The organism is Amycolatopsis sp. QT-25, assembly GCF_029369745.1.
Taxonomy (GTDB): domain Bacteria; phylum Actinomycetota; class Actinomycetes; order Mycobacteriales; family Pseudonocardiaceae; genus Amycolatopsis.
The window spans coordinates 2,657,856-2,680,746 of record NZ_CP120210.1 but is presented as its reverse complement, the minus strand read 5'-3'; the positions used below and the strand labels follow the sequence as shown (position 1 = coordinate 2,680,746).

Here is a 22,891-nt window from a genome sequence, read left to right as displayed (position 1 = left end):
ACCAGTGGTCAGCGCGACCTTCATCCCTTGGGCGCGCAGCTCCTGGATCGTCTGCTCGGCGCCGGGGATCGGCTCGCAGTGGCCGTCCGCGACGAGCTCACCGTAGGCGTCCTGGAACGCGGTGTTCGCGCGCCGGGCGAGTTCCTCGTTCCCGTCGAGAAGCGCGCGGAAGACGACGATCTTGGACTGCCCCATCGTTTCCACGACGTAGTCGTGCATGCCGGGGAAGCGACTGTCCTCTTCGGACACCCCGGCGGCGGCGATCGCCGTGGTGAAGGCGCGGATCACCAGTCCGTCGTCGGCGACGGTGGTCCCGGCCATGTCCAGGACGACGAGTTCGGTGTTCACCAAGAAAGCTCCTCGGCGGTGTCTTCGGCGATGGCGGGCGAGCAGGTCATGCCCCGGCCGCCCGGACCGGTGACGAGCCAGGCGTTGTCCGCGACGCGGGCCCGGTGCACGATCCGGGAGGTGTCGGTGGTCTGGGCGTAGACGCCGGCCCAGCGGCGGGCGACCCTCGGGAGCGGGCGTCCGAGCAGCGCGCCGGCGACCTCGGTCAGGTGGTCGTACGGGTCTTCGGTGGTGTCGAAGGAGAACGGCTCGTCGTATTCGTGGGTGTCGCCGATGGTCAGCGAGCCGTCGAGACGCTGGACCATGAGCAACTGCATGGCGTTGGCCGCGGCGATTTCGCCCTGCGGCTGGCCCGCGTCGAGGCCGTCGAGTGCCTCGCCGCGGTACGCCGGGTAGTAGCGGAAGCTGTCCGCGTCGGCGACCGTGGTGGTGAGGGTTTCCCCGAGTGGCTCGGTCTGCGCCATCTGCAACCGCACCCGGCGGACCGGGGGCTGCCCGGCGAGTTCCTTGACCAGGCCACCGATCCAGGCGCCGGTGCACAGCACCACGACGTCGCCTTCGTGGGTTTCACCTGCGTCGTCGACGACGCCGCGCTCGGTCAGGTCGCGGATCTCGCGGCCGGGCAGCCAGGTGTAGCGGCCGGATTTCGCCAGTTCGGCCCGCAGCGCGGGCTGGGTGACGCGCGGTTCGACGGCGGCGTCGCGGTCGCACCAGAGCGCGCCGAGGAAGTCGCCGCGCAGGGCCGGGTTCAGTTCACGGGTCTCGGCGGCGTCGAGCAGCCTGAAGCCGCGGTCCTCGGTGGTCGCGGCCGCGGCTCGGGCGACGGCGAGTTCGACCTCCGTGCGGACCACGGTGAGGGAGCCGTTCGGCCGGAAGCCGATCCCTTCGACGCGTTCCCCGACGCGCTCCCACAGCACGCGCGCCCGCGCCGCCGTCTCCAGTTCGGGACCACTGGCGCGGCCACCGACCCAGACCAGCCCGAAGTTGCGCACCGACGCGCCCCGGGCCTCGGGTTCACGTTCGATCTGGACGACGTCGTGGCCGCGTTCGACGGCCTGCCAGGCGTGCAGAGTGCCGAGCACTCCGCCTCCGATGATGAGGATTCGCACCCCGTAGACGCTCGTCCGCCCGCACCAACGCTCCGTGCCCCCCGTCCTAACCCCAGGTGAAGGGCCTCCGAAATGCGGACCAGACCTGTTATCTTTACGTTACATTGCACCGCAAGTAGTCGGCCGCTTGTCGTTCGTTGAAGTTGCAACCACCGCAAGCAGGTGACTACTTGCGGAGGCGGGGGGATTACTCCACGCGGCCGAGACGGGTTTCGAAGGACAGCCGGTCACCGCGGAACAACGAACGGACGCGTTCGAACGGGACACCGTCGGTCCCCCACGAAGTCCGGTGCATCAGCAACATCGGCAGCGCCGGATTGGTCCCGATCAACAACGCCTCCCGGGGAGTGGCGAGTACGGTCTCGACCCGCTCCTCGGCGCCGTCGAAGACCACTCCGAGCCGTTCCCGCAAACAGGCGTAGAGGGATTGTGTGGGATCGAACACATCCATCAGGGTCGGGAATCGCTCGGCGGTGAGATAGGTCGATTCCAGCCCGACCCGCTCGTCATCGGCGAGCAGCACCCGTTCGATGTGGATCACCTCGTCGTCGGGGTCGATTTCCAGTTCCGAAGCCAGTGAAGGACCCGCCTCACGACGTTCCAGCGAGATCAGATTCCGCCCCGGCTGAATGCCCTGCCTCCTGAGTCCTTCGGTGTAACTCACCAACGCGAGCGGCTGCACGAGCTTCGGGCCCGCGACGTACGTGCCACTCCCCTGTCGCCTGCTCAGCCGCCCCTCCAGCACGAGCTCACCGACGGCCTGGCGGACCGTGGCGCGGGAAACCTCGAAGCGTTCGGACAGTTCCCGTTCCGTGGGAAGCACCGCTCCTTGTCCCAATTCGGAGATCACGTCGAGCAGTTCGACTTTGACCGCGTAATACCGTGGAATGCGGCCGTGTTCGGGAATTCCGTCCCGAACCGGGCCGTCGGCAGAAGGATGGACTCTGGGTGAACGTGTTCTCACTGTCCAGATCTTAGGCCGAATTCACCTGCCTTGTACTGACCCGAACGAAGTGTTCATGCCACGCTCACACTCGTGGACGAAAAGGGCACCCTCCTTCGGCGGATCGGCCTCCGCGACGCGGTCTTCATCGGACTCGGCTCGATGGTCGGGGCCGGGGTGTTCGTCGCCTTCGCCCCGGCCGCCCGTGCCGCGGGAGCGTGGCTCCCCGCCGGGCTCGCCATCGCCGCCGTGATCGCCTATTGCAACGCGACGTCGTCGGCCCGGCTGGCCGCGCTGTACCCGGCTTCGGGTGGGACCTACGTCTATGGACGCGAACGCCTTGGCGAATTCTGGGGGTTTCTCGCCGGCTGGGGTTTCGTCGTCGGCAAGACGGCCAGCTGCGCGGCGATGACACTGACCGTGGTCACCTACGCCGCGCCGGGGCTCGGGCAGCCGTGGCGGAGCGTGCTCGCGGTGGCCGTCGTGGCCGCGCTGACCGGGCTGAACTACCGCGGCGTCCAGCGCTCGGCGTTCGCGACCAGGCTCATCGTGTCCGTCACGTGTGCGATCCTGGCGCTCGCGGCGGCCGCGATGCTCTTCGGCGGCACGGTGACGGCGGCGACGCCCGGCCCGCTGCCCGTTCCCGGGATCGGTGGCGTGTTCGAGGCCGCCGGCCTGCTGTTCTTCGCGTTCGCCGGCTACGCGCGGATCGCCACGCTGGGCGAAGAGGTCCGCGATCCGGCGCGCACCATCCCGCGTGCCGTGCCGATCGCGCTCGGGCTGGCGCTGGTCGTCTACGCCGTTCTCGCCTTCGTCCTGCTGTACCACCTCGGCCCGGAGCTGCTCGGCCGCGGCCCGGACCCGATCGCGGAGGGTGTCGAGAGGTCGTCCTGGTCGTGGCTCACGCCCGCGGTGCGGGCAGGCGCGGTGGTCGCCGCGCTGGGCTCCCTGCTCGCGCTCGTCCTCGGTGTCTCGCGCACCACGCTGGCCATGGCTCGCGACGGGCATCTCCCTCGCTATCTGACCGCGGTGCACCCTCGTTTCGGTGTCCCGCACCGGGCCGAGGTGAGCGTCGGTGTCGTCGTCGCCCTGCTCGCGACCACCCTCGACCTCCGCGGCGCGATCGGTTTCTCCTCGTTCGCGGTACTCGCCTACTACGCCGTCGCGAACGCGAGCGCGCTGACCCTGCGGCCCGCCCGTCGGATCGTCCCCATCGCCGGCCTGCTCGGATGCGCCGTGCTCGCGTTCAGCCTTCCGGCGGTTTCGGTGGTCAGCGGTTCGGGAGTACTGGCGTTGGGCGCTCTGGGCTACGCCCTTCGTCGGTGGCCGGACTCGAACGTCCGTTGATCACCGCCATGGCTGAAAGATCCGAAGAAAGTCGGTTGTCCCGGTGTATGCCCACCTGCTGTAGTCAGTTGGCCGCAGTCAGTCCCCCTGCCTCCACTGTGGACAGCCGGAAGGAATGAACCCTTGAACATCAAGCGTCGGTTCAGCCTGCTCAAAAAATCCCTGATCGCCGTCGCGGCGGCCGGAACCCTGGCGGGTCTCGCCACGGCTCCGCAAGCCGTCGCCGCGGAGCCGCCGTCCACCGACGTGGTCGGTGGCACCCGCGCCGCTCAGGGCGAATTCCCTTGGATGGTAAGGCTTTCGATGGGCTGCGGCGGTGCGCTCTACACCCCGCAGATCGTGCTGACGGCCGCGCACTGCGTGTCGCGGACCGGGGCCAACACGGGCATCACCGCCACCCTCGGTGTGGTGGACCTGCAGAGCACCGCGGCCACGAAGGTCAGGTCGACCTACGTGTACCGGTCGCCGACCTATCCCACCTCCACCGGGGGTGACTGGGCACTGATCAAGCTGGCGAGCCCGGTCAGCGGCATCCCGACGCTGCCGATCAACACCTCGTCGGCCAACAACAGCGGTACGTTCACCGTCGCGGGCTGGGGTGCCGCGTCCGAGGGCGGGGCGCAGCAGCGTTACCTGCTCAAGGCCAACGTGCCGTTCGTCTCCGACTCGACCTGCAAGGCGCAGGGCGGCAGCTACGCCGGCCTGATCGCCAACGCCGAGATCTGCGCGGGCAACGTCAACTCCGGCGGCGTCGACACCTGCCAGGGTGACTCGGGCGGCCCGATGTTCCGTCGCGACAGCGCCGGTGCCTGGATCCAGGTCGGCATCACCAGCTGGGGCGAGGGGTGCGCGCGGGCGCACGCTCCCGGCGTCTACACCGAGGTGAGCACCTTCGCGACCGCGATCAAGAACGCGGCCGCCGGTCTCTAGGTCTTCTCTCCCACGGCATGCCAGGAACGGTCCGTCACCGGCGAATTTCGCCGGTGACGGACCGTTCCTGGCGTTCGGGTCACCTCAGCGGGTCTTGTCCAAACGCGACAGTGCCTCTTCGTAGCCCGACACGAGTTCCGCGAGTACCTCGGCCACCGGGCGCACCCGGTCCATCCGCCCGACGATCCGCCCCACGGGCATCGAGACCACACTCGGGTCCGCCGCGTGGTGGATCCGGTTGTGCGCGTGGGACACCAGCAGGTTCTGCAACGGCATCGGCAGCGGTTCGGGCGCGTCCGGCGCCTCGGTCCAGCGCGTCTTGAGCAGCCGCGCCGGTTTGCCGGTGTAGATCCGCGTGCGGACGGTGTCGGACGAGCCCGCCGCGACGAGCGCTCGGTGCATCGCCGCGCAATCCCCCATTGTCTGGAGGTATTCCTCCGGTTCGTGAGCGCCCGCGACGTGCGCTGAAGGACGCTTGTCAGGGGCGGCGGCGCGGCCGGAGGCGTTGCGCGGCCAGGGTCGCGACCACCCCGGTCACCGCGCCCACCAGTACCGGTGTGAAGCCGTGCCGATCGGGCGCGGCCACCACGGGCCGGACCACCACGGGCGGCGGCGGCCGGACCGGGTCCGGCGGGGCGTCGCGCGCGGTCGCCGTCCAGGCCGTGACGAACACCAACATCCGAGCGACCAGGGAGATGAAGAAGATCAGCCCGATGATGGAACCGAACGCCACCCCGGTCGGCGAGTCGCCGATCAACCGCAGGTAGATCCCGCCGGCCAGCTTCAGCAGTTCGAAGCCCAGTGCCAGCGCGACCGCGCCGCGCATCGCGCTGCGGACCCCCACCGGTTTCCGTGGCAACCGGGCGAGCACCCAGAGGAACACGAGCCAGTTGGCCAGCAGCGCCAACGGAATCGAGATCGCCGACAGCACATTGTGCCCCCAGGCGGTGTCGTCCACCCCGGCCAGCCCCAGCAGATACCGGCCGAGCGCGGACCCGGAAAGCGTGATGGCGAAGGAGACCAGCTGCGCGCTCGCGAGGCCGAGCAGCGCGAGCAGGTCCGCGGCGATCGTGCGCAGCAGCGGTGAATCCGACCGGTTCTGGCCCCACAGCGCGGTGAGCGCGTCGCGGAGTGAGTTCATCCAGTTCCAGCCGGAGTACAGCCCGATGATCAGACCGATGATCCCGACACTGGTCCGCTGCTCCACGAACCCGGTGAGCAGGTCGCCCGCCTTGTCACCGAGGCCGCCGGGCAGGGTGCCGGTGAGCGCGTTCAGCATCGACTCGATCAGCTGCGGCTGGCTCGCCAGCACGAAGCCGGCCACCGACACCGCGACCATGAGGATGGGCACCAGCGAGAACAGACTGAAATAGGTGATCGAGGCGACGTAGTGGTAGCCGCCGTACTCGAGGTAGCGGTTCACCGCCCGCGCCACGTGGTCCAGCCAGCGATAGCGGGCACGCAGCCGCTTCCATTTCGTCGGTGCTTGCTTCTCCCTCACACGCCAATGTCTACCTCAGCGAGGTCGACGGCTCGTCGGCAACACGCGGTCAAGCGAACGCGATCAGTTCGCAGCCATCGTCCTCCGGCGGCGACGGCCCGCGGTCGCCAGAACGGTGTCACCGAAAAGTCCAGCTCACGACCGAGAGGAACGCGTCGACCACGGCGGGGAAGTCCTTTGGAGACGGTCCGGGCGCGTGGACCACGGCGAACCGGGCGAGGATGCCGATCACACGGCACAGCGAGACGCGGACGTGCGCGTAGTGGCGGCAAACCTCCGCCCCGGTGCCGGACGATCACCTCCCGCTGGGGGCGCGTGCCGGGCAAGCCACCGAAGCGGAACAACGCGAACTCGCCCCTTCAGTCCAAGGGGAGTACCGGCTGGGCCGGGTGTAGCGGATCAGGTCGTCTTGACCGACCGGCTCGACATCGACTTGAACGCGGGCCCTTGGTGCCCCACCGCACCGGTTCAGGCGTAGCGGACCTGGTAGTGCTTGATCCCGTTGAGCCAGCTCGACCGGAGCCGGTCCGGCGGGGAGACTTCGGCGATGCCCGGCATCACGTCGGCGATCGCGTTGAAGATCAGATCGATCTCCAGCCGCGCGAGGTTGGCGCCGATGCAGTAGTGCGAGCCCGTGCCGCCGAAACCGACGTGCGGGTTGTCCTCGCGGAGGATGTCGAACCGCTCCGGCTCGTCGAAGTGGTCCGGGTCGAAGTTCGCGGAACTGTAGAACATCCCGACGCGGTCGCCCTTGCGGATGCACTGCCCGCCGAGTTCGGTGTCCCTGGTCGCGGTGCGCTGGAAGGCGACCACCGGCGTGGCCCAGCGGACGATCTCGTCCGGGGCGGTCTTCGGCCGCTCCTTTTGGTACAGCTCCCACTGATCGGGGTGGTCGAGGAACGCCTTCATCCCGTGGGTGATCGCGTTGCGAGTGGTCTCGTTGCCCGCGACCGCGAGCAGGATGACGAAGAACCCGAACTCGTCGGAGGCCAATGCCTCGCCGTCGACGTCGGCCTGCACCAGCTTGGTGACGATGTCGTTCATCGGGCACTTGCGCCGTTCTTCGGCCATGTTCCAGGCGTAACCGACGATCTCCGCGGACGCGGCGAGCGGTTCGACCTCGTACTCGGGGTCGTCGTAGGAGACCATCTGGTTGGACCAGTCGAAGATCTTCAGCCGGTCTTCCTGCGGGATGCCGATCAGTTCGGCGATGGCCTGCAAAGGAAGTTCGCACGCGACGTCGACGACGAAGTCTCCGGAACCTTTTTTCTTGGCCTGGCTGACGATCTTCTCCGCGCGATCGCGCAGGGTGTCTTCGAGTTTCGCGATCGACCTCGGCGTGAAGCCCTTCGACACGATCCGCCGCAGCTTCGTGTGCTGCGGGGCGTCCATGTTGAGCAGGACCAGCCGGTTCGCTTCGAGACTGTCGTCGGTCATGTTCTCGTCGAACCGGATGATCGCGGTCTTCTCCCGTGAGGAGAACAGCTCGCTGTCCCTCGACACCGCCTTGACGTCTTCGAGTCGGCTGACCACCCAGTAACCGTCATCGCGGAAGCCCGCGGTGTTGTGCGGCTGCGGATTCCACCAGACCGGTGCCGTGCGGCGGAGTTCGGCGAATTCCGCCAGCGGCAGTCTGGTGGCGTACAGATCCGGATCGGTGAAATCGAAACCGGCGGGGATCAGGGGAGCGGCCACGGGCTACCTCCTACGCGGTTCGCCGATGAAACACGTTCTAGACCCGATTGAAGCATACGGCGTTTACCAAGGAAAGAGTTCAGTGAAAGCCGTTAACTCACTCGGCGTAACCCGGTGTGCCAAGGATGAAGCGGGATTCGCGACCAGAGAGCCAAAAACCGCCTACCCGGGACTCGCTTGCCCGAATCAATAACGTGTTCTACTTTTTTCGAGTGAACGGCGTTCCCAGGAGGCGAACGTGGGTAGTCCGGTGATCGTCGGCGCGGTCCGCACCCCTATCGGCAAGCGGAGGGGCCACTTGGCGGGACTGCACGCCGCCGAGATCCTCGGTGCGGCGCAGCGCGCCCTGTTCGACCGCGCGGGGCTGGATACCGCGTCGGTCGAGCAGGTGATCGGCGGTGCGGTGACCCAGGCTGGCGAGCAGGCGGGCAACGTCACGCGCACGGCGTGGCTGCACGCGGGGCTTCCCGAGACCACGGGCGCGACCACCATCGACGCCCAATGCGGCTCGGCACAGCAGGCGACACACCTGATCGCCGGGCTCATCGCGGCCGGGAGGATCGACACCGGTGTCTCCTGCGGGGTCGAGGCGATGAGCCGGGTACCGCTCGGCGCGAACCGCGGCGAGGGCATCGGCACGCCCCGGCCCGGGACGTGGTCGATCGACATGCCGAACCAGTACGGCGCGGCCGAGCGGATCGCGGAACGCCGCGGGATCACCCGTCACGAAGTCGACCTCTTCGGGACCGCGTCGCAGGCCAAGGCGGCGGCCGCGTGGGCCGCGGGACACTTCGACCGCGAGGTCGTCGCGGTGCAGGCACCCGTGTTCGGCGAGGACGGCACGCCGACCGGCGAGACACGGCTGGTGTCCCGTGACCAAGGGCCGCGTGACACGACCGTCGAAGGCCTCACCAAGCTCAAGCCCGTCGTCGAAGGCGGCGTGCACACGGCCGGGACGTCTTCGCAGATCTCCGACGGCGCGGCCGCGCTCCTTCTGATGGACTCGGACCGGGCGAAGGCGCTGGGCCTCGAGCCGCGAGCGCGGATCGTCTCCCAGGCCTTGGTCGGCGCGGAGCCGTACTACCACCTCGACGGGCCCGTGCAGGCGACCGAACGGGTCCTCGCCAGCGCGGGGATGACGATCTAGCGTTCAGCCCAAGGCGACCTCGACCACCGGACCGTTGTCCGGCCGCGCGAGCCGTTTGCTCCCCTGCCCCTCCTTCCAGAAGTCGAAATAGATGGTGGTGCCCTCGACCCAGGTCAGCACCGCCTCGGTGAGGTCGAGCCGGAACACGTGTGCCTCCCCGTCGTCGCCCTGCAGACGGGCGACCTCCGCCGGATCGGTGATCTCGACGGCCTTGCCCGACACCTTCGCGTCCGCGCCGCCCTCGTCGATCGCCGAGGCGGCGTGGATCGCGAACCTGCCGTCGCGCCGCAAGTCTTTCGCCTTCATCGCGCCGATCAGCGAACCGATCAGCAGATCCTGCTCACGGAAATCGACTTCACTGCCACTGACCCGGGGCGAGCCGTCCCGCCGGATCGTCGCCAGCACATGCGACTTCGCCGCGGTGAACCGCTCTTTGATCTTCTCCGCCAGCGCGGGTGCCTCTTCACTGAACTGCTGCCACGTCGCCATACGGAACAGCGTCCCATCGGGGTCCGACAGTTTCGAGCGGTCAGGGCCGCGGCGCCCCCATCGGATTCGGCAGCGGGATCGCGCCGGTGTCGAAGATCCGGCGGCTCAACGGAACGGCGATCCGCCGGACTTCGGCGACCCCGTCCTCCCCGAGTGCTTCCGAGGGGCCGGCGGCGAGACGGTCGGTCTCGTTCTCGATCCGTTGGCGCAGGGCGATTCCCTGCTCGGTGAGCGTCAGATCACCGCCGAGGACACCTCGTTCGGACAACCGCGTGACGCTCTCGTCCCATTCGTCGTCGGACCAGCCACGATTGCTCTGGACGACCTCACGGGTCACCGCCCCGCTGCCGATGTGGGTCAGCGTGGTGTCCAGTCCGCCCAATCCGGCGGCGACCGCGGAGAGCACGTGACCGTCCCCGCGATGCTCCCGCAGCACCGTCGCCGCGAGCCAGACCCTGCCCACGGGCGTCGCGGGCCTGGCGACCGAAGACCAGGCGGCGGCGAGCGGCCTGGCCGCGTAAGCGCATCCGGCGACGGCCTGCTCGAGAAGTTCGGCGAGGTCCCCGAAAGGCGCGTCGGCGGGCAAGATCCGGTTCAAGGCGGCTTCGACGGCGTCCATCCGGCTCTGCAGCACGACGGCCGGCTCGGCGTATTTCCACGCGTCCGGCAGGGATCGCGCGACCATCCGCGAGGCGAACCCGAACAGCATCGCGGTCGCGGGTGGTTCCGGCAGCGGCCCCAGCGGCGAGACCCGGCCGGCGAAATAGCCCATCCACCAGCCCGGCAGCCCCACCGCCTTGGCCGCGGCCGCCGTTTCGGGGGCGAAGTAGACGACGGCGTGCAGCGGCTCGACCGCTTCCCAGAGACGGCGCTGGAGTGAGTTCACGTTCTCATCTTGACCGCATCGAAAACCGGATGCGAGCCCTTCGTGCGATGGTGTGTGATCACCGCTATGGCGATCGACTTGGAGCGACCGGGGCTCGACGGACTGAACGAGGCCGTGGGCGCGTTGCGGGAGTGGCAAGCCGAAGGGGTGGCCTGGCAGCTGCATCCCGGTGACCTCGGCTGGTTCTGGCGTTCGGGAGCGGAGGCGACGGCCGCGGCGGTCCGGATCTGGCGCCGTGACGGCCGGATTCTCGCCGTCGGCCTGCTGGACGGAGCCGATCTCCTGCGGCTCACGACGGCGCCGGACGCCCGCCGGGACGCGGAGCTGGCGCGGCGGCTGACCGAAGACGTGCTCGCGCCGGGACGCGGTGTGCTGCCGCCGGGCGAGGTGTCCATCGAGGCACCGCGGGACGCGCTCCTCCAGGAACTGCTGCCCGGGCACGGCTGGCACACCGGCGAACCGTGGACGCCGCTGAGCCGCGACCTGACCGAACCGGTGAAGGCCCCGGACCTGCGGGTCGAGACCATCGGACCGGACGACTGCCACATATGGGCCGACGTGATGCGCGGAGCGTTCGACGGATCGACGTTCACCCCCGAGAAGTGGCACACGATGGCGACCGGCGCGCCGTACGCCGACGCTCGGTACCTGGTCGGGTACGACGACCAGGGCGACGCCGTCGCGGCGGTCGCCGTGTGGTCGGCCGGTCCGGGCAGACCCGGTGTGCTGGAACCGATGGGCGTGCACCGGGATCATCGCGGGTACGGGCACGGCCGCGCGATCACCCTCGCCGCGGCGGCCGCACTTCAGGCGCTGGGAGCGTCGAGCGCCGGGGTGAACACACCAAGCTCCAACGTCGCCGCCGTCGCGACCTACGAATCGAGTGGGTTCCGGCGGCTGCCCGAGGTCCGGGACCTGACGCGGGCCGCCTCGGCGTCCCCGATCCTCCGTTGAGCGAGCTCGCACCGAAAACCTAGGCGCCATAGACGGATTTAGAAGCCGGAGCCTCCGCCAGCAACTCCGCGACGACGGGCCCGAGTACTGCTGCTGCCCTCGGTGCTGGACGCGGTGGCCATCCCGGTGGTCGCCGCGGGCGGCTTCTTCGACGGCCGGGGCCTGGCCGTCGCGCTCGCCTACGGGGCGGCGGGCGTCGACATGGGCACCCGGTTCCTCCTGACGAGGGAAAGCACCGTTCCCGACGAGATCGAGCAGGCCTACCTCGCCCGTGATCTCCACGGCACCGTCGTCAGCCGCAAGGTGGACGGGCTGCCGCATCGCGTCCTCCGCACGGAACTGGTCGACGCGCTCGAGTCCGCCGGTCCGGTGCGCGGGCTCGCCAGGGGGCCCGCAGCGCCACGAAGTTCCGGGAACTGACCGGGCTGTCGTGGCGCTCGCCGGCCACCGAGGGGCTGCGGATGAGACGCGACGGCGACCGGACCTGGTCGCAGGTGCTGATGGCCGCCAACACGCCGATGTTGCTGCGCGACGGGCTCGTCGAGGGCGACCGGAGCGCCGGGGTGCCGGCGTCCGGGCAGGTCGTCGGCCCTGCTCGGCGACCTGCCCGCGGTCGGCGACCTCGTCGAGACGATCGTGGCCGACGCCACCGGCATCCTGCGGCGGCTGGCCTCGGAGTGAGGGGCCGGACCCGCTGTGCTTGACTTCGGCCATGATCTCGGAGAGTCGTTGTCCGGTCGAGGACGGTGAGCTGTACGTCCGCAGCACCGGCGAAGGGCCGCTTCTGCTCCTGATCGCCGGTGGGCTGGGCTCGGCGGACACCTTCCGGGCGATGACGAAGCTGCTCGCGGACGACTACACCGTCGTCACCTACGACCGGCGTGGTCACTTCCGCAGCACGGACACCAGCACCGGCCCGGTCAGCGTGCCGAAGCAGGCCGACGACGCCCACGCGGTCCTTCAGCACGTCGGCGGCGCGCCCGCCAGCGTGTTCGGGACCAGTGCGGGCGCCATGATCGGCCTCGACCTCGTGGCCCGTTACCCGGACGCGGCGACGGTGCTGGTCGCACACGAACCGCCGGCCATCCAGCTGCTGCCGGACGCGCTCGGCTGGCTCGACGAGGCCAACGCGCAGGTCCGGCTCGCGCAGGCGGGCGACCTGATGGGGGCGTTCAAACGCTTCACCGACGGCATCGCCGGCGCCGCGCTGCCCGAACTGCGCGCGATCCGGCTGCCGAACGAGGAGGACTGGAAACGGCTCTTCGGCCGCGAACTGGCCGAGATCCTCGACTATCTGCCCGACCTGCGGGCGCTGCGGAAGACGCGGACCGAGATCGTCCCGGTCGCGGGCGTCGGCAGCCGGGGGCACTACCACTACCAGCCCGCGAAGATCCTCGCGCTCGAACTGGGCCTCCCGTTCGTCGAGATGCCAGGGGCGCATCTCGCGCCGCAACGGAACCCGGCCCAGTTCACCGAAGCGCTGCGGGGCCTGCTCGAGGCCTGACTCCGGAGCCTGACGTGGCTTTGACAGTCCACAATAGACATCAGGACCCCAGTGCCCGCTAGGCCGCCGCCGTGGTTCTCTGTCGCGGGGGTACGACACGCCTGAGCGCCGGTGGACAGGTGACCCTCACAGCTCACGGATGACGCGGGCCGGGTTGCCCGCGGCGAACACCGTCGACGGCAGGTCACGGGTGACCACACTTCCCGCGCCCACCACCGTGTCGTCGCCGACGGTGACCCCGGCGCAGACGATGACGCCGCCGCCGAACCAGACGTTGTCCCCGATGGTGATCGGCGCGGCCGATTCCCAGCGAGCTCGCCGCAGTTCGTGGTCCTCCATCGGATGCAGCGCGGTCAGCAGTTGGCAGCGCGGGCCGATCGAGCAGTCGGAACCGATCTTGATCGGCGCGCAATCGAGCAGGATGGCGTCGTAGTTGAGGAAACTGTTGGCGCCGATCTCGATCAGATAGCCGTAGTCGCACTGGAACCGCGGCATGATCCACGAACCTTCGCCGAATTCGCCCAGCAGCTCACGCAGAATCGTGTCCCGCTCAGCGGTCTCTTCGGCGCCCGTGCCGTTGAACCGGTCGACGAGCGCCTGTGCGCGCCCGCGGTCCGAGACCAGCTCAGGATCGTTGTCCCGGTACAACTCACCGCGTAGCATGCGGTCCTTTTGCTCACCCATACCGCCAACCTACCGACAGGGCGGGTGAACACTTGCGGAGCGTTCTTCAGTCGTGTCGATCGGTTTCCTGGCAGGACCGGCCCGGCGGGCGGGTGAGGTGTGGGGGACCCGCCGGGCCGGAGTATCTTTCTTTCTCTTCGCAGATTCCTGCTTGCTCACCTCAGCACGTTTCCGGGCACACGAACCACTCACGCCCAGGTATGGGCCGCGCCTTTGTCGTGAATACGGTTCCGCTCGGGAGACGGTTCAAAAAGCGATCTCGCCGTTGTAGGACTAGCGGCGCACGGTGGCCAGTACGGTGCCGTCCTGCTTGTGCACCTCGAAGCGTTCGATGTCGGCCTTCTGCAACGCCGTCGCACCGGTGATGACGAGGGGGTCCGGGGAACCGGGAACGCCGTATCCCTTGGACGGAACGCTCCAGTTGTTGACTACGTACGCCTCTCCGCCGTGTGAGTAGGCGAAGAGCTGGCAGATCATCGGGCCGACGAGTCCGCGCAGTTCGAGTTCGACGGCGCTGCCCCATTCCTTCTCCTGCACCGTGACTTCGGCGGCGACCGCGTTGCCCGCTTCGGACCAGCCGAACGGGGCGGCGCCGCCATCCGGGCCCGTGTCCCGTTCCCGGGACGAGGACGGGGCAGGCACCACCGACGTGACGACGGTGGGCGCGGCCTGCGTGACGACCGGCTCGCGGTCGGTGAGCGACAGCACGGTGAGCGGGCCGCCGACGACGAGCACGAGGACGGCGGCGGCGGTCGCGAGCCGGATGACCCTGCGCCGCCGCCCCGCCTTGGCGGCGTCCGCGAGCAACATCCGCAGCACCCGCGGCCCCGGGCCCTTCACGGGCGGATCCGGCCAGCTCTTCTTGACCATGTCCAGGATGTCGGGCAGGTGGTACATCTCCACCAGCTCGACCTGGCACTCGGGGCACTCCAGCAGATGCGCCTCGAACCGCGCGTGATCCTCCTCGCCGAGAACGCCGAGCACGTAGGCGGCGATGTCCGTGTGGACGGTTCCGGGCACCTCGCTCACCCCCGCTCCTGCAGCGCCCTGCGCAACGCACGCACGGCGTGGTGGATCCGCGATTTCACCGTACCCGGCGGAACCCCCAGCGTCGCCGCCACCTCGTTCACGGTGCGGTCACGCAAGTAGGTCTGCTGGACGGCTTCACGTTGTTCCGGGGAAAGATTGCGCAGGGCCTCGTAAACGATCATGGCCGCGAGCGTCTTCTCCGATTCGTCCGGTACTCCGATCGAATCCGACTCCAGTTCCTCCACCTCTTGAGGGCGGGCGCTCCGGCTCCGCCAGCCGTCGATGACGATGCGTCTGGCCACGGTGAAGAGCCAGGCACGCAGCATTTCCGGCTGCCGGTCGAGTTTGCCGGCGTTGCGCCACGCCTTGATGAGCGTTTCCTGGACCACGTCCTCGGCCCACTGGCGATCGTGGCCGGTCAGCTTCAGCACGAACGCCATCAGGCTCGATCCGAACTCCTGGTACAACGCCCGGATGAGGTCGTCATGCCCGTTCGACGCGGGTTCATGATCGACAATTGGCTGCAGTATCCGAGAGTGGCGTCCCACGCGGCACATCTTTGTGTGCGCGAGGGCGATAAGTCCAGTACCAAAACCGTTCCGGCCCCGTTCTCCGAGCGCGGGAAACTTTTTTGAACCGTTCCCGTCTCGTGACCGTATCCCCTACCGAAGACCCCCGACCCGGCGCTGTCCCCCGCACCGCCGAAATCCACTGTGGATCTTGAGTGTCCCTCTCGAGTCCACAGTGGAATTCACCCTGCCTGCACACCATCTCCCCGCGGTGATGGCGTTCTCCTCTGCCCCGACAGGAGGATTTCCGTGAACCCCGTGTCACGCTCGGTCGTACCTCTGACCCTCTCCTTGGCCGCGCTCACCCTGACCGCGGCCTGCACCACCGGTACCGCGGGACCGAACGGCTCTCCGGGCACGGCCCCGGCCGCCGGAGCGGCGGAAATCCCGGGAATGCCCGACCCCGCGGCCGAAGCGGCTCCCGGTGTCACCGCGGCGATCCTGTTCGACCTCGGGCCGACCGTCACCGACACCAACGGTTTCACGCTTTACCGCTACGACAAGGACTCCGTGAACCCGCCGCGATCGAAGTGCACCGAAGCCTGTTCTCGGACCTGGATTCCCGCCAAAGCGGACGGCGACCTCGTGGTGACCGGGCTCGATCGCGCTCTCGTCGGCACCGTGACCAGGGACGACGGCACTCGGCAGCTCACGCTCGCCGGATGGCCGCTCTACCGCAACGCCGGCGACGCGATGCCCGGCAACACCGGGGGGCAGGGGGTCGACGACGCGTGGTTCCCCGCCAGACCGGACGGGACGAAAGTGCTGCTCACCGCGGACACCTGGCAGGCCGATGACCTCGGCATCTGACCTCCCTCGCGGGTTCTTCCGCGTGATGCGCGTCCTGCTGGCAGTGACGGCAGCGGCCGCGGCGACGGTGCTCGGCACTGTCGGCGACGCGCACGCCCAAGAACTCTCCGCGGCGGACAAGAACCTGATCGTCAACGTCAAACTGGCCGGCCTGTGGGAAATGCCCGCCGGGATGTGGGCGCAGGAACGCGGGAAGAGCAAGCGGACCCGCGAAGTCGGCCGCACGCTGATGATCGACCACGGCAGGCTCGACACCGCGACGCACGCCATCGCCGACCGGTTCGGCCTCGCCCTTCCACGTGAGCCGTCGGACCAGCAGTCCGCGTGGCTCGGCGAGATGAAGACCGCCCGCGACGACAGCGAATTCGACCGGATCTTCGCGAACCGGCTCCGGTACGCGCACGGTGTGCTGTTCCCCGTCATCGCCCAGGTCAGGGCCGGCACCCGCAACGACGTCGTCCGGGGGTACGCCACCACGGCGAACCAGGCGGTACTGCGGCATATGACCCTGCTGGAGAGCACCGGCGTCGTCGACCAGTCGCTGATGCCGGAAGCCCCGGTGCCGCAGTCGAATCCGGCCAACGCCGCGATGGACGTCGGCTTCGGCGAGTGGGCCCTCGGCCTGCTGCTCGCCGTGGTGCTCGGCGGCGGGCTGTTCTACGCCCTCCGGGCGCTGCGCGGCAAGAACACCCGGACTCGCGAACGCGCGGCCGCCGCCGGACCGGAACCGGTTCCCAGCGCCCCAGGAGGGCTCGATGTATGACCAGTGGTCCGAGGTGGTGCTCGTCCTGGCCCAGGAAACGGGCACCGACACCGGTATCAAGGGCATGGCGCAGACCTCCGCCCGGATCTCGTACGGCTTCATGTGCCTCACCCTGTGCTGGGGGGTGTTCACCGCGACCGGCTGGATCAAGTCGCTGACCGGACGGAAGGCGCTGCGCAACTCGCATATGGTGCTCGGCATCCTGACGCTGTCGTTCGGCGTCGTGCACGCGATGTCGTTCTTGTTCCTGCCCGACGGCTTCACGCTCGCGCAGATCACCGTCCCGCTCCTGCCGGGCACGCTGGCGCGGCACGAACTCGGCGTCCTCGGGCTCGAGGTCATGATCGCCGTCGCGCTGACCGGCGGGATCAGCCGGTTCAGCTCCTACCGGCGCTTTCTGTGGATCCACCGGCTCGCCTATCCGGCGGTCGCGATCACCGCGCTGCACGCGTTCTTCGGTGCCACGGCCAACGGGCACCTCGGCCTCTTGTGGTTCGGCGGGATCACGCTGCTGGTCCCCGTGGTGGTGCTGACCGCGCTGCGGTTCACCCCCACCCGGTACCTGGAACGGCTGGGCCTGGTCGAAGAACTGGTCTGACGACTTGGAGAAACGAAAAATGATCTTCGGAAGCGTACGGCGCGGCACTCGCGTCAGCGTCGACAACGAGCGGTGCGAGATCTTCGGTTTCTGTGCGATGGAAGCGCCCGCCACCTTCGAGATCGGACCGGACGGCAAGCTCCGCATCCGCCGGATGGTCGACCGGGACGGCCTGGACCAGGCCGTCTCCGCCGCCCGGCTCTGCCCGAAACAAGCCATCAGAGTCAAGGGAGAAGGGGCCTACGACGATGAGTGACGGAGATCGGATCGTCATCGTCGGGGCAGGCGTCGCCGGTCTCCGCTCCGCGGAACGGTTGCGGGAACTCGGTTTCGACGGCGAGATCGTGCTGGTCGGTGACGAGCCGCGCAAGCCGTACCACCGGCCGATGGTGTCGAAGGAACTTATCACCGGCGGGGTGAAACCGGTGGCCGCGAGCCTGGAGCCGTACCTCGACCTGGACGTCCACTGGCGGCTCGGCACCCGCGCGACCTGGCTCGACACGAAGGAGCGCACGGTGCACCTGCCGGGCGGGGAATCGCTCTGGTACGACGGTCTGATCGTCGCGACCGGCGTCCACCCCCGGCATCTGCCCGGCTCGCCGCGCCACGACCCGCGGGTCCGGGTGCTGCGGACGGTGGAGGACTCACTGGCCGTGCGGCGGGCGTTGGGCAACAGCAACAAATCCGTCGTGGTGATCGGCAGCGGCCTGATCGGGAACGAGTTCGCCGCGTCGATGCGGTACCTGGGCCGGGACGTCACCGTCATCGGTCACGCGAAGGCGCCTTTGCACCGCTTCGGGGAGCGGATCGCGACGGCGCTCACCAAGGAACATCAGCGTCATCGCGCCAAGCTGGCGATGAACACCGAGGTGCGGAACTGGATCAGCACCAAGGAGACGGTCGGGCTGCACCTGACCAACAACCAGTTCCTGGTGGCCAGCTGCGTGGTGCTCTCGATCGGCAGCGTGCCCGCCGTGGACTGGCTGCGCGGCTCGGAGCTGACCATCGACGACGGCGTCCTGTGCGAACCGACCCTGTTCGCCGTCGGGGCGGAGGACGTCGTGGTCGCCGGCGACGTCGCGAAATGGCCGAACCTGCGCATCGACGAGACGCCACGGCGGGTGGAGCACTGGATGAACGGCGTCGAATCCGGCCGCGCGGCGGCGGAAAGCCTGATGCTGGGCCGGGGCAACGCGCGGCCGTACACCCCGCTTCCCCGCGCCTGGTCTTCGCTGTACGACGCGCGGTTGCAGACCGTCGGGATGCCGTCGCTGGGCAAGGACACGATCGAACTCTCCGACGGGGTCACCGGTTTCGTCCGCGACGGAAAGCTCATCGGCGCGGCGGGCTGGGACCGGCCGAAGGCGATGATCCACTGGACCGCCGAGCTCGACCGGCGGCTGCCGGTGCCCGAGCCGGTGTTCCCCGCCCCCGCTGCTCCTTCGCCGGCGAAAACGCCTATCGGGGAGGACATCCTGGCCCCGTTCGAGCGGGACTTCCGGTCCGGAACACCGACCGAGGCCGTTCCCACCCCGGAGAGGATGCCCTGGGCTCGCGTTCCCGCCGGGTGACCCGGGATCGCGATCGGACCGGGGCCGCGCGCGGCGGCTGCGGTCCCGCAGGTGGCGGTGGGTCGCCGGGCCTCCGCGCCCACCGCCACCCCCTTGGGGACGCCGGGAGGAACCGGGATCGACGGTGATTCGGGCTCCGTCGGAACCCCGCCCTCCGGGCTGCCCCCCTTGTGTCAGGTGGTCTGTGAAGGCCTTGGGGTCTTGGGGCGTTCCAGCGCCGGAGAGCTCACGAGGACGCCGCCTTCACCACCACCGTCTCCTCCGGCCCGACGACACGCCCGTCCGAAGCCCGGACCTCGAGTCCGCGCAACGGACGTCCGCCTTCGCGATCCACCAGTTCCGACCGCGGTTCCCCCTCGGCGAAGAAATGCGCCTCGCCCCAGTGCCGCAGCGCGACGATCACCGGGAACAGGTCGCGCCCCTTCGGTGTCAGCACGTATTCGCTGTAGGTGCTCCCGTCCGAGGCCGGGACCACGTCGAGCACCCCGTGCCCGACGAGCGCGCGCAGCCGCGCGGACAGGATGTTCTTCGCGACGCCCAGGCTGCGCTGGAACTCGCCGAAGCGGCGGACGCCGTCGAAGGCGTCGCGCACGATCAGGAGTGACCACCAGTCGCCGATCGTGTCGACCGAGCGCGCCACCGGGCACGAAGCTTCGTCGAACGTCGTCCGCTTCACCATGGTTGCATCTTACAACCGCGATGCCCTACTGTCCGAGTGGTAGCAAGTTGAAACCACTTGGAGGGTTCGTGCATCGCGGGGTCGTCCTGTTGTTCGCCGTGGCCGCCGGGACGGCCGTCGCCGCGATCTACTTCGCGCAGCCGTTGCTCGTCACCATGGGCACGGACCTGGGAATCGCCGCGTCGACCATCGGCGGCATCGTCACGCTCACCCAGTTCGGCTACGGGTTGGGCCTGTTCCTGCTGGTCCCACTCGGTGACCTGCTCGACCGGCGGCGGCTCGTCGCCGGGCTGCTGACGCTGCTCGCGATCGCCGAGCTGGTCGCCGCGACGGCCGCGAACGGCGTGGTCCTGCTCGCCGGGATGGCGGCGATCGGGGTGCTCGCGGTGGTCACGCAACTCTTGGTCGCGTTCGCGGCGTCGCTGGCCGAGCCCGCCGGACGCGGACGCGTGGTCGGTCTCGTGACGACCGGCGTCGTCCTCGGGATCCTGCTCGCGCGCACGGTGTCCGGCACGCTGGCCGACCTCGCTGGCTGGCGCGCGGTGTACGTCGCGTCGGCGGCCGTGACCGTACTGATCGCGATCGTGCTGTACCGCGTGCTTCCCGCCACAGCCCCGGCGAGGTCCATGAACTACGGACGGCTGCTCCGTTCCACATGGTCGCTTTTCGCCGAAGAACCCGTCTTCCGGACACGCGGCACGCTCGCACTGCTGATCTTCGCCGCGTTCGGCACCTTGTGGAGTTCGGTCGCGTTGCCGCTCAGCGACGACGGCCTGTCGCACACCGCCATCGGCGCTTTCGGGCTCGCCGGGGCGGCGGGCGCGCTGGCGGCGGCGCCCGCCGGACGGCTCGCGGACCGCGGCCGGGCGCGGTGGACGACCGGGCTCGCGCTGGGGCTGCTCCTGCTGTCATGGGTGCCGCTGGGTCTCACCCGCACGTCGCTGTGGGCCTTGGTGGTGGGCGCGATCCTGCTCGACCTGGCCGTCCAGGCCGTGCACGTCACGAGCCAGACGCTGATCTACCCGTTGCGCCCGGACGCCGGAAGCAGGCTGATCGGCGGGTACATGATCTTCTACTCGGTCGGCAGCGGCATCGGGGCCCTCGGTTCGACGGCCGTCTACGCCGTCGCGGGCTGGACCGGCGTCTGCCTGCTGGGCGCGACGTTCAGCGCGGTGGCACTCGGCGTGTGGAGCGTCAAAGCCGCTCGATGATCGTCACGTTCGCCGTCCCGCCGCCCTCGCACCTCGTTTGCAGCCCGTAGCGCCCGCCTCGCCGTTCGAGTTCGTGCAGCAGGGTGGCGAACAGTTTCGTGCCGGTCGCCCCGAGGGGATGACCGAGTGCGATACCGCCGCCGTCGACGTTGACGCACTCCGGATCGGCGCCCGTCTCCTCGATCCACGCCAGGACGACGCTCGCGAACGCCTCGTCGACCTCGAACAGATCGATGTCCTCGATGCTGAGTCCGGTTTTCCGCGGCGCGTGCGCGGTCGCCGGGATGGGCCCGGTCAGCATCCACACCGGATCGGCCGCCCGCACGGAAAGATGGTGGATCCCGGCCCGCGGGGTGAGACCGTGTTCCTCGACGAACTTCTCCGACGCGATGAGCGTCGCGCCGGCACCGTCCGAGATCTGACCTGCCACGGCCGCGGTGATCCGGGAACCCTCGCTCAGCGGTTTCAGCCCGGCCATCCGGGCCGAACCGGTGTCCCGCCTGGGTCCCTCGTCCAGGGCGGCACCGGCGAACGGCGCGATCTCGGCGGCGAACCGGCCTTCGTCGATGGCCGCGATCGCCCGCTGATGACTGCGGAGGGCGTACTCCTTCATCGTTTCGCGGGTCAACTCCCAGTGTTCGGCGATCATGTCGGCGCTGCGGAACTGCGAGACTTCCACGCTGCCGTACCGCTCCTGCCAGCCCTTCGAACCGGAGAACGGTCTTCGAAGCCGTACTCCCGTCCCGCCAGCATCGCCGCGCTGATCGGGACGGCGCTCATGTTCTGCACGCCGCGGGCGAGCACGAGATCCATCGTCCCGGACAGCATCGCCTGCGCGACGAAGTGCACGGCCTGCTGACTCGAACCACACTGCCGGTCGATCGTCACGCCCGGCACATGGTGCCCGAAACCGCCGCGAGCCACGCCGTCCGCTCGATGTTCCCGGACTGCGGCCGCAGTGTGTCGCAACAGCCGAGGATGACGTCATCGACCAGGTCGGCCTCGACATCCGCTCGTTCGACGACGGCCTGGATGACGTGGGCGCCGAGGTCGGCGGGGTGGACACCGCTCAGGGCTCCCCCGCGTCTGCCGACCGGGATCCGGACGGCGTCCAGCACATACGCTTCACCCACGGCGCCTCCTCTTGGCCGCGATGCCGTCCAGCAGGATCCCGAGGTACTGCCGCGCGACGTCGTCCGCGCTCGGCGTGCCGCCGGGGTTGTACCAGCGCACCGCCACCCAGACGGTGTCGCGGACGAACCGGTAGGTGAGTTCGACGTCGAGGTCTTCGCGGAACACGGCGGCGGCGATGCCGTCGGTGAGGATCCCGGTCCACAGCTTGCGGAATTCGGTGTTGCGGTCGGTGAGGTAGGCGAACCGCGGCAACTGCGTCAAGTGCTTCGCTTCGGACTGGTAGATCGCCACCTCGGCGGGCCGCCGGTGGATGGATTCGAACGACGCCACGACGACGGCTTCGAGCGTTTCCCTCGGCCCTTTCCCTTCCGCGACGATCTCGGCGTAGGCGCCGAAGAGTTCGTCCAGGAAACCCGTCAGGATTTCGTCGGCCATCGACTCCTTCGAGTCGAAGTGGTGGTAGAGGCTGCCTGACAGGATCCCGGCGGCGTCCGCGATGTCCCGCACGGTGGTGGAGACGTAGCCGCGCTCGGCGAACAGCTTCGCCGCCAAGGCGAGCAGTTCGGCGCGGCGGGAACCGGGACTGGACTTCCTCTGGACCTCACGCACGCTGGGAACTCACGGACACGACCTCGCCGGTGAGGTACGACGAGTACTCATTGCCGAGGAACACGGTGGTTTCAACCGGTGAGTGCACTACCGTCCGTTGTGGGCAGTCGTTGAGTTCGTCTGTGATGGCATCGAGTTCGTCCCGTGAACAGCCGGACAGGTCAGTTCCTTGGGGAAGGTACCGGCGCAGCAATCCATTGGTGTTCTCGGTGCTGCCGCGTTGCCAAGGTGAGCGAGGATCGCAAAAACTTGATGTCGAAGGGTTCCGGCGGTAGCCGGCACAGAGCTCACCAACGACGGTGTCCAGTTCGCCTCGCGTATGCACGAAAAAGCCGGCGCATTTCAGCGAAACCCAGCTATCACAGGGAATGTGCATCGCTA

At 69.0% G+C, this 22,891-nt stretch carries 21 protein-coding genes and 7 pseudogenes; 12 read left to right on the top strand and 16 right to left on the bottom strand.

Translation table 11 applies throughout. The features are described 5' to 3' along the window. From P3102_RS12585 to P3102_RS12575, 3 genes and pseudogenes are all read right to left on the bottom strand, one after another. Nucleotides 1-351: pseudogene (locus tag P3102_RS12585) on the bottom strand (HAD family hydrolase); the annotation flags it as partial. Then, nucleotides 345-1,457 (bottom strand): TIGR03364 family FAD-dependent oxidoreductase, encoded by a 1,113-nt coding sequence (locus P3102_RS12580; RefSeq protein ID WP_276369132.1) that lies wholly within the window; start codon nucleotides 1,455-1,457, stop codon nucleotides 345-347. The gene P3102_RS12580 and the pseudogene P3102_RS12585, both read right to left, overlap by 7 nt. A gap of 187 nt (nucleotides 1,458-1,644) precedes the next feature. Next, a complete protein-coding gene (locus P3102_RS12575) occupies nucleotides 1,645-2,421 on the bottom strand; it encodes a GntR family transcriptional regulator (RefSeq protein WP_276369131.1) in 777 nt (258 codons plus the stop codon). Between the two features lie 72 nt (nucleotides 2,422-2,493). Here P3102_RS12575 and P3102_RS12570 point away from each other — a divergent pair, with 72 nt between their 5' ends. Both P3102_RS12570 and P3102_RS12565 read left to right on the top strand, forming a co-directional pair. Further along, on the top strand, nucleotides 2,494-3,747 hold the full coding sequence (locus P3102_RS12570; protein WP_276369129.1) for an APC family permease: 1,254 nt from the start codon (nucleotides 2,494-2,496) through the stop codon (nucleotides 3,745-3,747). Between the two features lie 123 nt (nucleotides 3,748-3,870). Next, the gene (locus P3102_RS12565; RefSeq protein WP_276369127.1) at nucleotides 3,871-4,677 is read left to right on the top strand and encodes a serine protease; all 807 of its coding nucleotides are present in this window, start codon (nucleotides 3,871-3,873) and stop codon (nucleotides 4,675-4,677) included. Between the two features lie 84 nt (nucleotides 4,678-4,761). Here the strand turns inward: P3102_RS12565 and P3102_RS12560 are convergent. The 4 genes and pseudogenes from P3102_RS12560 to P3102_RS12545 form a co-directional block, all read right to left on the bottom strand. After that, a pseudogene (locus P3102_RS12560) lies at nucleotides 4,762-5,115 on the bottom strand (nitronate monooxygenase); the annotation flags it as partial. 40 nt (nucleotides 5,116-5,155) lie between these two features. Beyond that, nucleotides 5,156-6,178, bottom strand: a complete 1,023-nt coding sequence (locus P3102_RS12555; protein ID WP_276369125.1) for a YhjD/YihY/BrkB family envelope integrity protein — start codon at nucleotides 6,176-6,178, stop codon at nucleotides 5,156-5,158. A 118-nt stretch (nucleotides 6,179-6,296) separates the two neighbouring features. Further along, nucleotides 6,297-6,440 (bottom strand): annotated as a pseudogene (locus P3102_RS12550) (transglutaminase family protein); the annotation flags it as partial. Nucleotides 6,441-6,646: 206 nt separating this feature from the next. Next, nucleotides 6,647-7,873 carry a cytochrome P450 gene (locus tag P3102_RS12545; RefSeq protein ID WP_276369124.1) on the bottom strand — a complete coding sequence of 409 codons (1,227 nt, stop codon included), beginning with the start codon at nucleotides 7,871-7,873 and terminating at the stop codon, nucleotides 6,647-6,649. 238 nt (nucleotides 7,874-8,111) lie between these two features. Between P3102_RS12545 and P3102_RS12540 the strand changes: the two are divergent. Then, nucleotides 8,112-9,017 (top strand): annotated as a pseudogene (locus P3102_RS12540) (acetyl-CoA C-acyltransferase); the annotation flags it as partial. Between the two features lie 6 nt (nucleotides 9,018-9,023). Here P3102_RS12540 and P3102_RS12535 read toward each other — a convergent pair. After that, nucleotides 9,024-9,509 carry a pyridoxamine 5'-phosphate oxidase family protein gene (locus P3102_RS12535; protein WP_276369122.1) on the bottom strand — a complete coding sequence of 162 codons (486 nt, stop codon included), beginning with the start codon at nucleotides 9,507-9,509 and terminating at the stop codon, nucleotides 9,024-9,026. 40 nt (nucleotides 9,510-9,549) lie between these two features. Next, on the bottom strand, nucleotides 9,550-10,395 hold the full coding sequence (locus tag P3102_RS12530) for a hypothetical protein (protein ID WP_276369120.1): 846 nt from the start codon (nucleotides 10,393-10,395) through the stop codon (nucleotides 9,550-9,552). Nucleotides 10,396-10,461: 66 nt separating this feature from the next. On the opposite strand from P3102_RS12530, the gene P3102_RS12525 reads away from it, so the two are divergent. From P3102_RS12525 to P3102_RS12515, 3 genes and pseudogenes are all read left to right on the top strand, one after another. After that, on the top strand, nucleotides 10,462-11,349 hold the full coding sequence (locus P3102_RS12525) for a GNAT family N-acetyltransferase (RefSeq protein ID WP_276369118.1): 888 nt from the start codon (nucleotides 10,462-10,464) through the stop codon (nucleotides 11,347-11,349). A gap of 87 nt (nucleotides 11,350-11,436) precedes the next feature. Continuing rightward, a pseudogene (locus P3102_RS12520) lies at nucleotides 11,437-12,030 on the top strand (nitronate monooxygenase); the annotation flags it as partial. Between the two features lie 31 nt (nucleotides 12,031-12,061). Then, a complete protein-coding gene (locus P3102_RS12515) occupies nucleotides 12,062-12,853 on the top strand; it encodes an alpha/beta hydrolase (protein ID WP_276369116.1) in 792 nt (263 codons plus the stop codon). Between the two features lie 126 nt (nucleotides 12,854-12,979). On the opposite strand, the gene P3102_RS12510 is transcribed toward P3102_RS12515, so the two are convergent. From P3102_RS12510 to P3102_RS12500, 3 genes are all read right to left on the bottom strand, one after another. Then, nucleotides 12,980-13,537 carry a sugar O-acetyltransferase gene (locus P3102_RS12510; RefSeq protein WP_276369114.1) on the bottom strand — a complete coding sequence of 186 codons (558 nt, stop codon included), beginning with the start codon at nucleotides 13,535-13,537 and terminating at the stop codon, nucleotides 12,980-12,982. Between the two features lie 273 nt (nucleotides 13,538-13,810). Beyond that, complete coding sequence (locus P3102_RS12505) at nucleotides 13,811-14,566, bottom strand: zf-HC2 domain-containing protein (protein WP_276369112.1); 756 nt, start codon at nucleotides 14,564-14,566, stop codon at nucleotides 13,811-13,813. Further along, complete coding sequence (locus P3102_RS12500; protein ID WP_034317190.1) at nucleotides 14,563-15,114, bottom strand: sigma-70 family RNA polymerase sigma factor; 552 nt, start codon at nucleotides 15,112-15,114, stop codon at nucleotides 14,563-14,565. Before P3102_RS12500 ends, P3102_RS12505 begins: the two co-directional genes overlap by 4 nt. Nucleotides 15,115-15,384: 270 nt before the next feature. On the opposite strand from P3102_RS12500, the gene P3102_RS12495 reads away from it, so the two are divergent. From P3102_RS12495 to P3102_RS12475, 5 genes are read left to right on the top strand one after another with little or no spacing between them, the layout of a single operon-like run. After that, nucleotides 15,385-15,945 (top strand): hypothetical protein, encoded by a 561-nt coding sequence (locus P3102_RS12495; protein WP_276369107.1) that lies wholly within the window; start codon nucleotides 15,385-15,387, stop codon nucleotides 15,943-15,945. Beyond that, on the top strand, nucleotides 15,929-16,708 hold the full coding sequence (locus P3102_RS12490; protein ID WP_276369106.1) for a DUF4142 domain-containing protein: 780 nt from the start codon (nucleotides 15,929-15,931) through the stop codon (nucleotides 16,706-16,708). The genes P3102_RS12495 and P3102_RS12490 overlap by 17 nt, the downstream gene beginning before the upstream one ends. Further along, nucleotides 16,701-17,306, top strand: coding sequence for a ferric reductase-like transmembrane domain-containing protein (locus P3102_RS12485; RefSeq protein ID WP_276369104.1), 606 nt, complete (start codon nucleotides 16,701-16,703; stop codon nucleotides 17,304-17,306). The genes P3102_RS12490 and P3102_RS12485 overlap by 8 nt, the downstream gene beginning before the upstream one ends. A 19-nt stretch (nucleotides 17,307-17,325) precedes the next feature. Continuing rightward, nucleotides 17,326-17,562: a ferredoxin gene (locus P3102_RS12480; RefSeq protein ID WP_276369103.1), complete on the top strand. Its 237-nt coding sequence runs from the start codon at nucleotides 17,326-17,328 to the stop codon at nucleotides 17,560-17,562. Beyond that, the gene (locus P3102_RS12475) at nucleotides 17,555-18,877 is read left to right on the top strand and encodes an NAD(P)/FAD-dependent oxidoreductase (RefSeq protein WP_276369102.1); all 1,323 of its coding nucleotides are present in this window, start codon (nucleotides 17,555-17,557) and stop codon (nucleotides 18,875-18,877) included. The genes P3102_RS12480 and P3102_RS12475 overlap by 8 nt, the downstream gene beginning before the upstream one ends. Nucleotides 18,878-19,103: 226 nt before the next feature. On the opposite strand, the gene P3102_RS12470 is transcribed toward P3102_RS12475, so the two are convergent. Next, nucleotides 19,104-19,556: a helix-turn-helix domain-containing protein gene (locus tag P3102_RS12470; RefSeq protein WP_276369101.1), complete on the bottom strand. Its 453-nt coding sequence runs from the start codon at nucleotides 19,554-19,556 to the stop codon at nucleotides 19,104-19,106. Nucleotides 19,557-19,624: 68 nt separating this feature from the next. Between P3102_RS12470 and P3102_RS12465 the strand changes: the two genes are divergently transcribed. Continuing rightward, nucleotides 19,625-20,767, top strand: a complete 1,143-nt coding sequence (locus tag P3102_RS12465) for an MFS transporter (RefSeq protein ID WP_276369100.1) — start codon at nucleotides 19,625-19,627, stop codon at nucleotides 20,765-20,767. Here P3102_RS12465 and P3102_RS12460 read toward each other — a convergent pair. From P3102_RS12460 to P3102_RS12450, 3 genes and pseudogenes are all read right to left on the bottom strand, one after another. After that, nucleotides 20,751-21,900 (bottom strand): annotated as a pseudogene (locus tag P3102_RS12460) (acetyl-CoA C-acetyltransferase). The gene P3102_RS12465 and the pseudogene P3102_RS12460 overlap by 17 nt on opposite strands. After that, nucleotides 21,893-22,510: a TetR/AcrR family transcriptional regulator gene (locus P3102_RS12455; protein ID WP_276369099.1), complete on the bottom strand. Its 618-nt coding sequence runs from the start codon at nucleotides 22,508-22,510 to the stop codon at nucleotides 21,893-21,895. Before P3102_RS12455 ends, P3102_RS12460 begins: the two are co-directional and overlap by 8 nt. After that, nucleotides 22,503-22,757 (bottom strand): annotated as a pseudogene (locus P3102_RS12450) (hypothetical protein); the annotation flags it as partial. The gene P3102_RS12455 and the pseudogene P3102_RS12450, both read right to left, overlap by 8 nt. Nucleotides 22,758-22,891: the final 134 nt, after the last annotated feature.

Coding starts and splice junctions, on each gene's coding strand:
- P3102_RS12535 (WP_276369122.1), bottom strand. CDS start 9,509: ATGGCGACGTGGCAGCAGTTCAGTGAAGAGGCACCCGCGCTGGCGGAG.
- P3102_RS12525 (WP_276369118.1), top strand. CDS start 10,462: ATGGCGATCGACTTGGAGCGACCGGGGCTCGACGGACTGAACGAGGCC.
- P3102_RS12515 (WP_276369116.1), top strand. CDS start 12,062: ATGATCTCGGAGAGTCGTTGTCCGGTCGAGGACGGTGAGCTGTACGTC.
- P3102_RS12510 (WP_276369114.1), bottom strand. CDS start 13,537: ATGGGTGAGCAAAAGGACCGCATGCTACGCGGTGAGTTGTACCGGGAC.
- P3102_RS12490 (WP_276369106.1), top strand. CDS start 15,929: ATGACCTCGGCATCTGACCTCCCTCGCGGGTTCTTCCGCGTGATGCGC.
- P3102_RS12485 (WP_276369104.1), top strand. CDS start 16,701: ATGTATGACCAGTGGTCCGAGGTGGTGCTCGTCCTGGCCCAGGAAACG.
- P3102_RS12480 (WP_276369103.1), top strand. CDS start 17,326: ATGATCTTCGGAAGCGTACGGCGCGGCACTCGCGTCAGCGTCGACAAC.
- P3102_RS12475 (WP_276369102.1), top strand. CDS start 17,555: ATGAGTGACGGAGATCGGATCGTCATCGTCGGGGCAGGCGTCGCCGGT.
- P3102_RS12470 (WP_276369101.1), bottom strand. CDS start 19,556: ATGGTGAAGCGGACGACGTTCGACGAAGCTTCGTGCCCGGTGGCGCGC.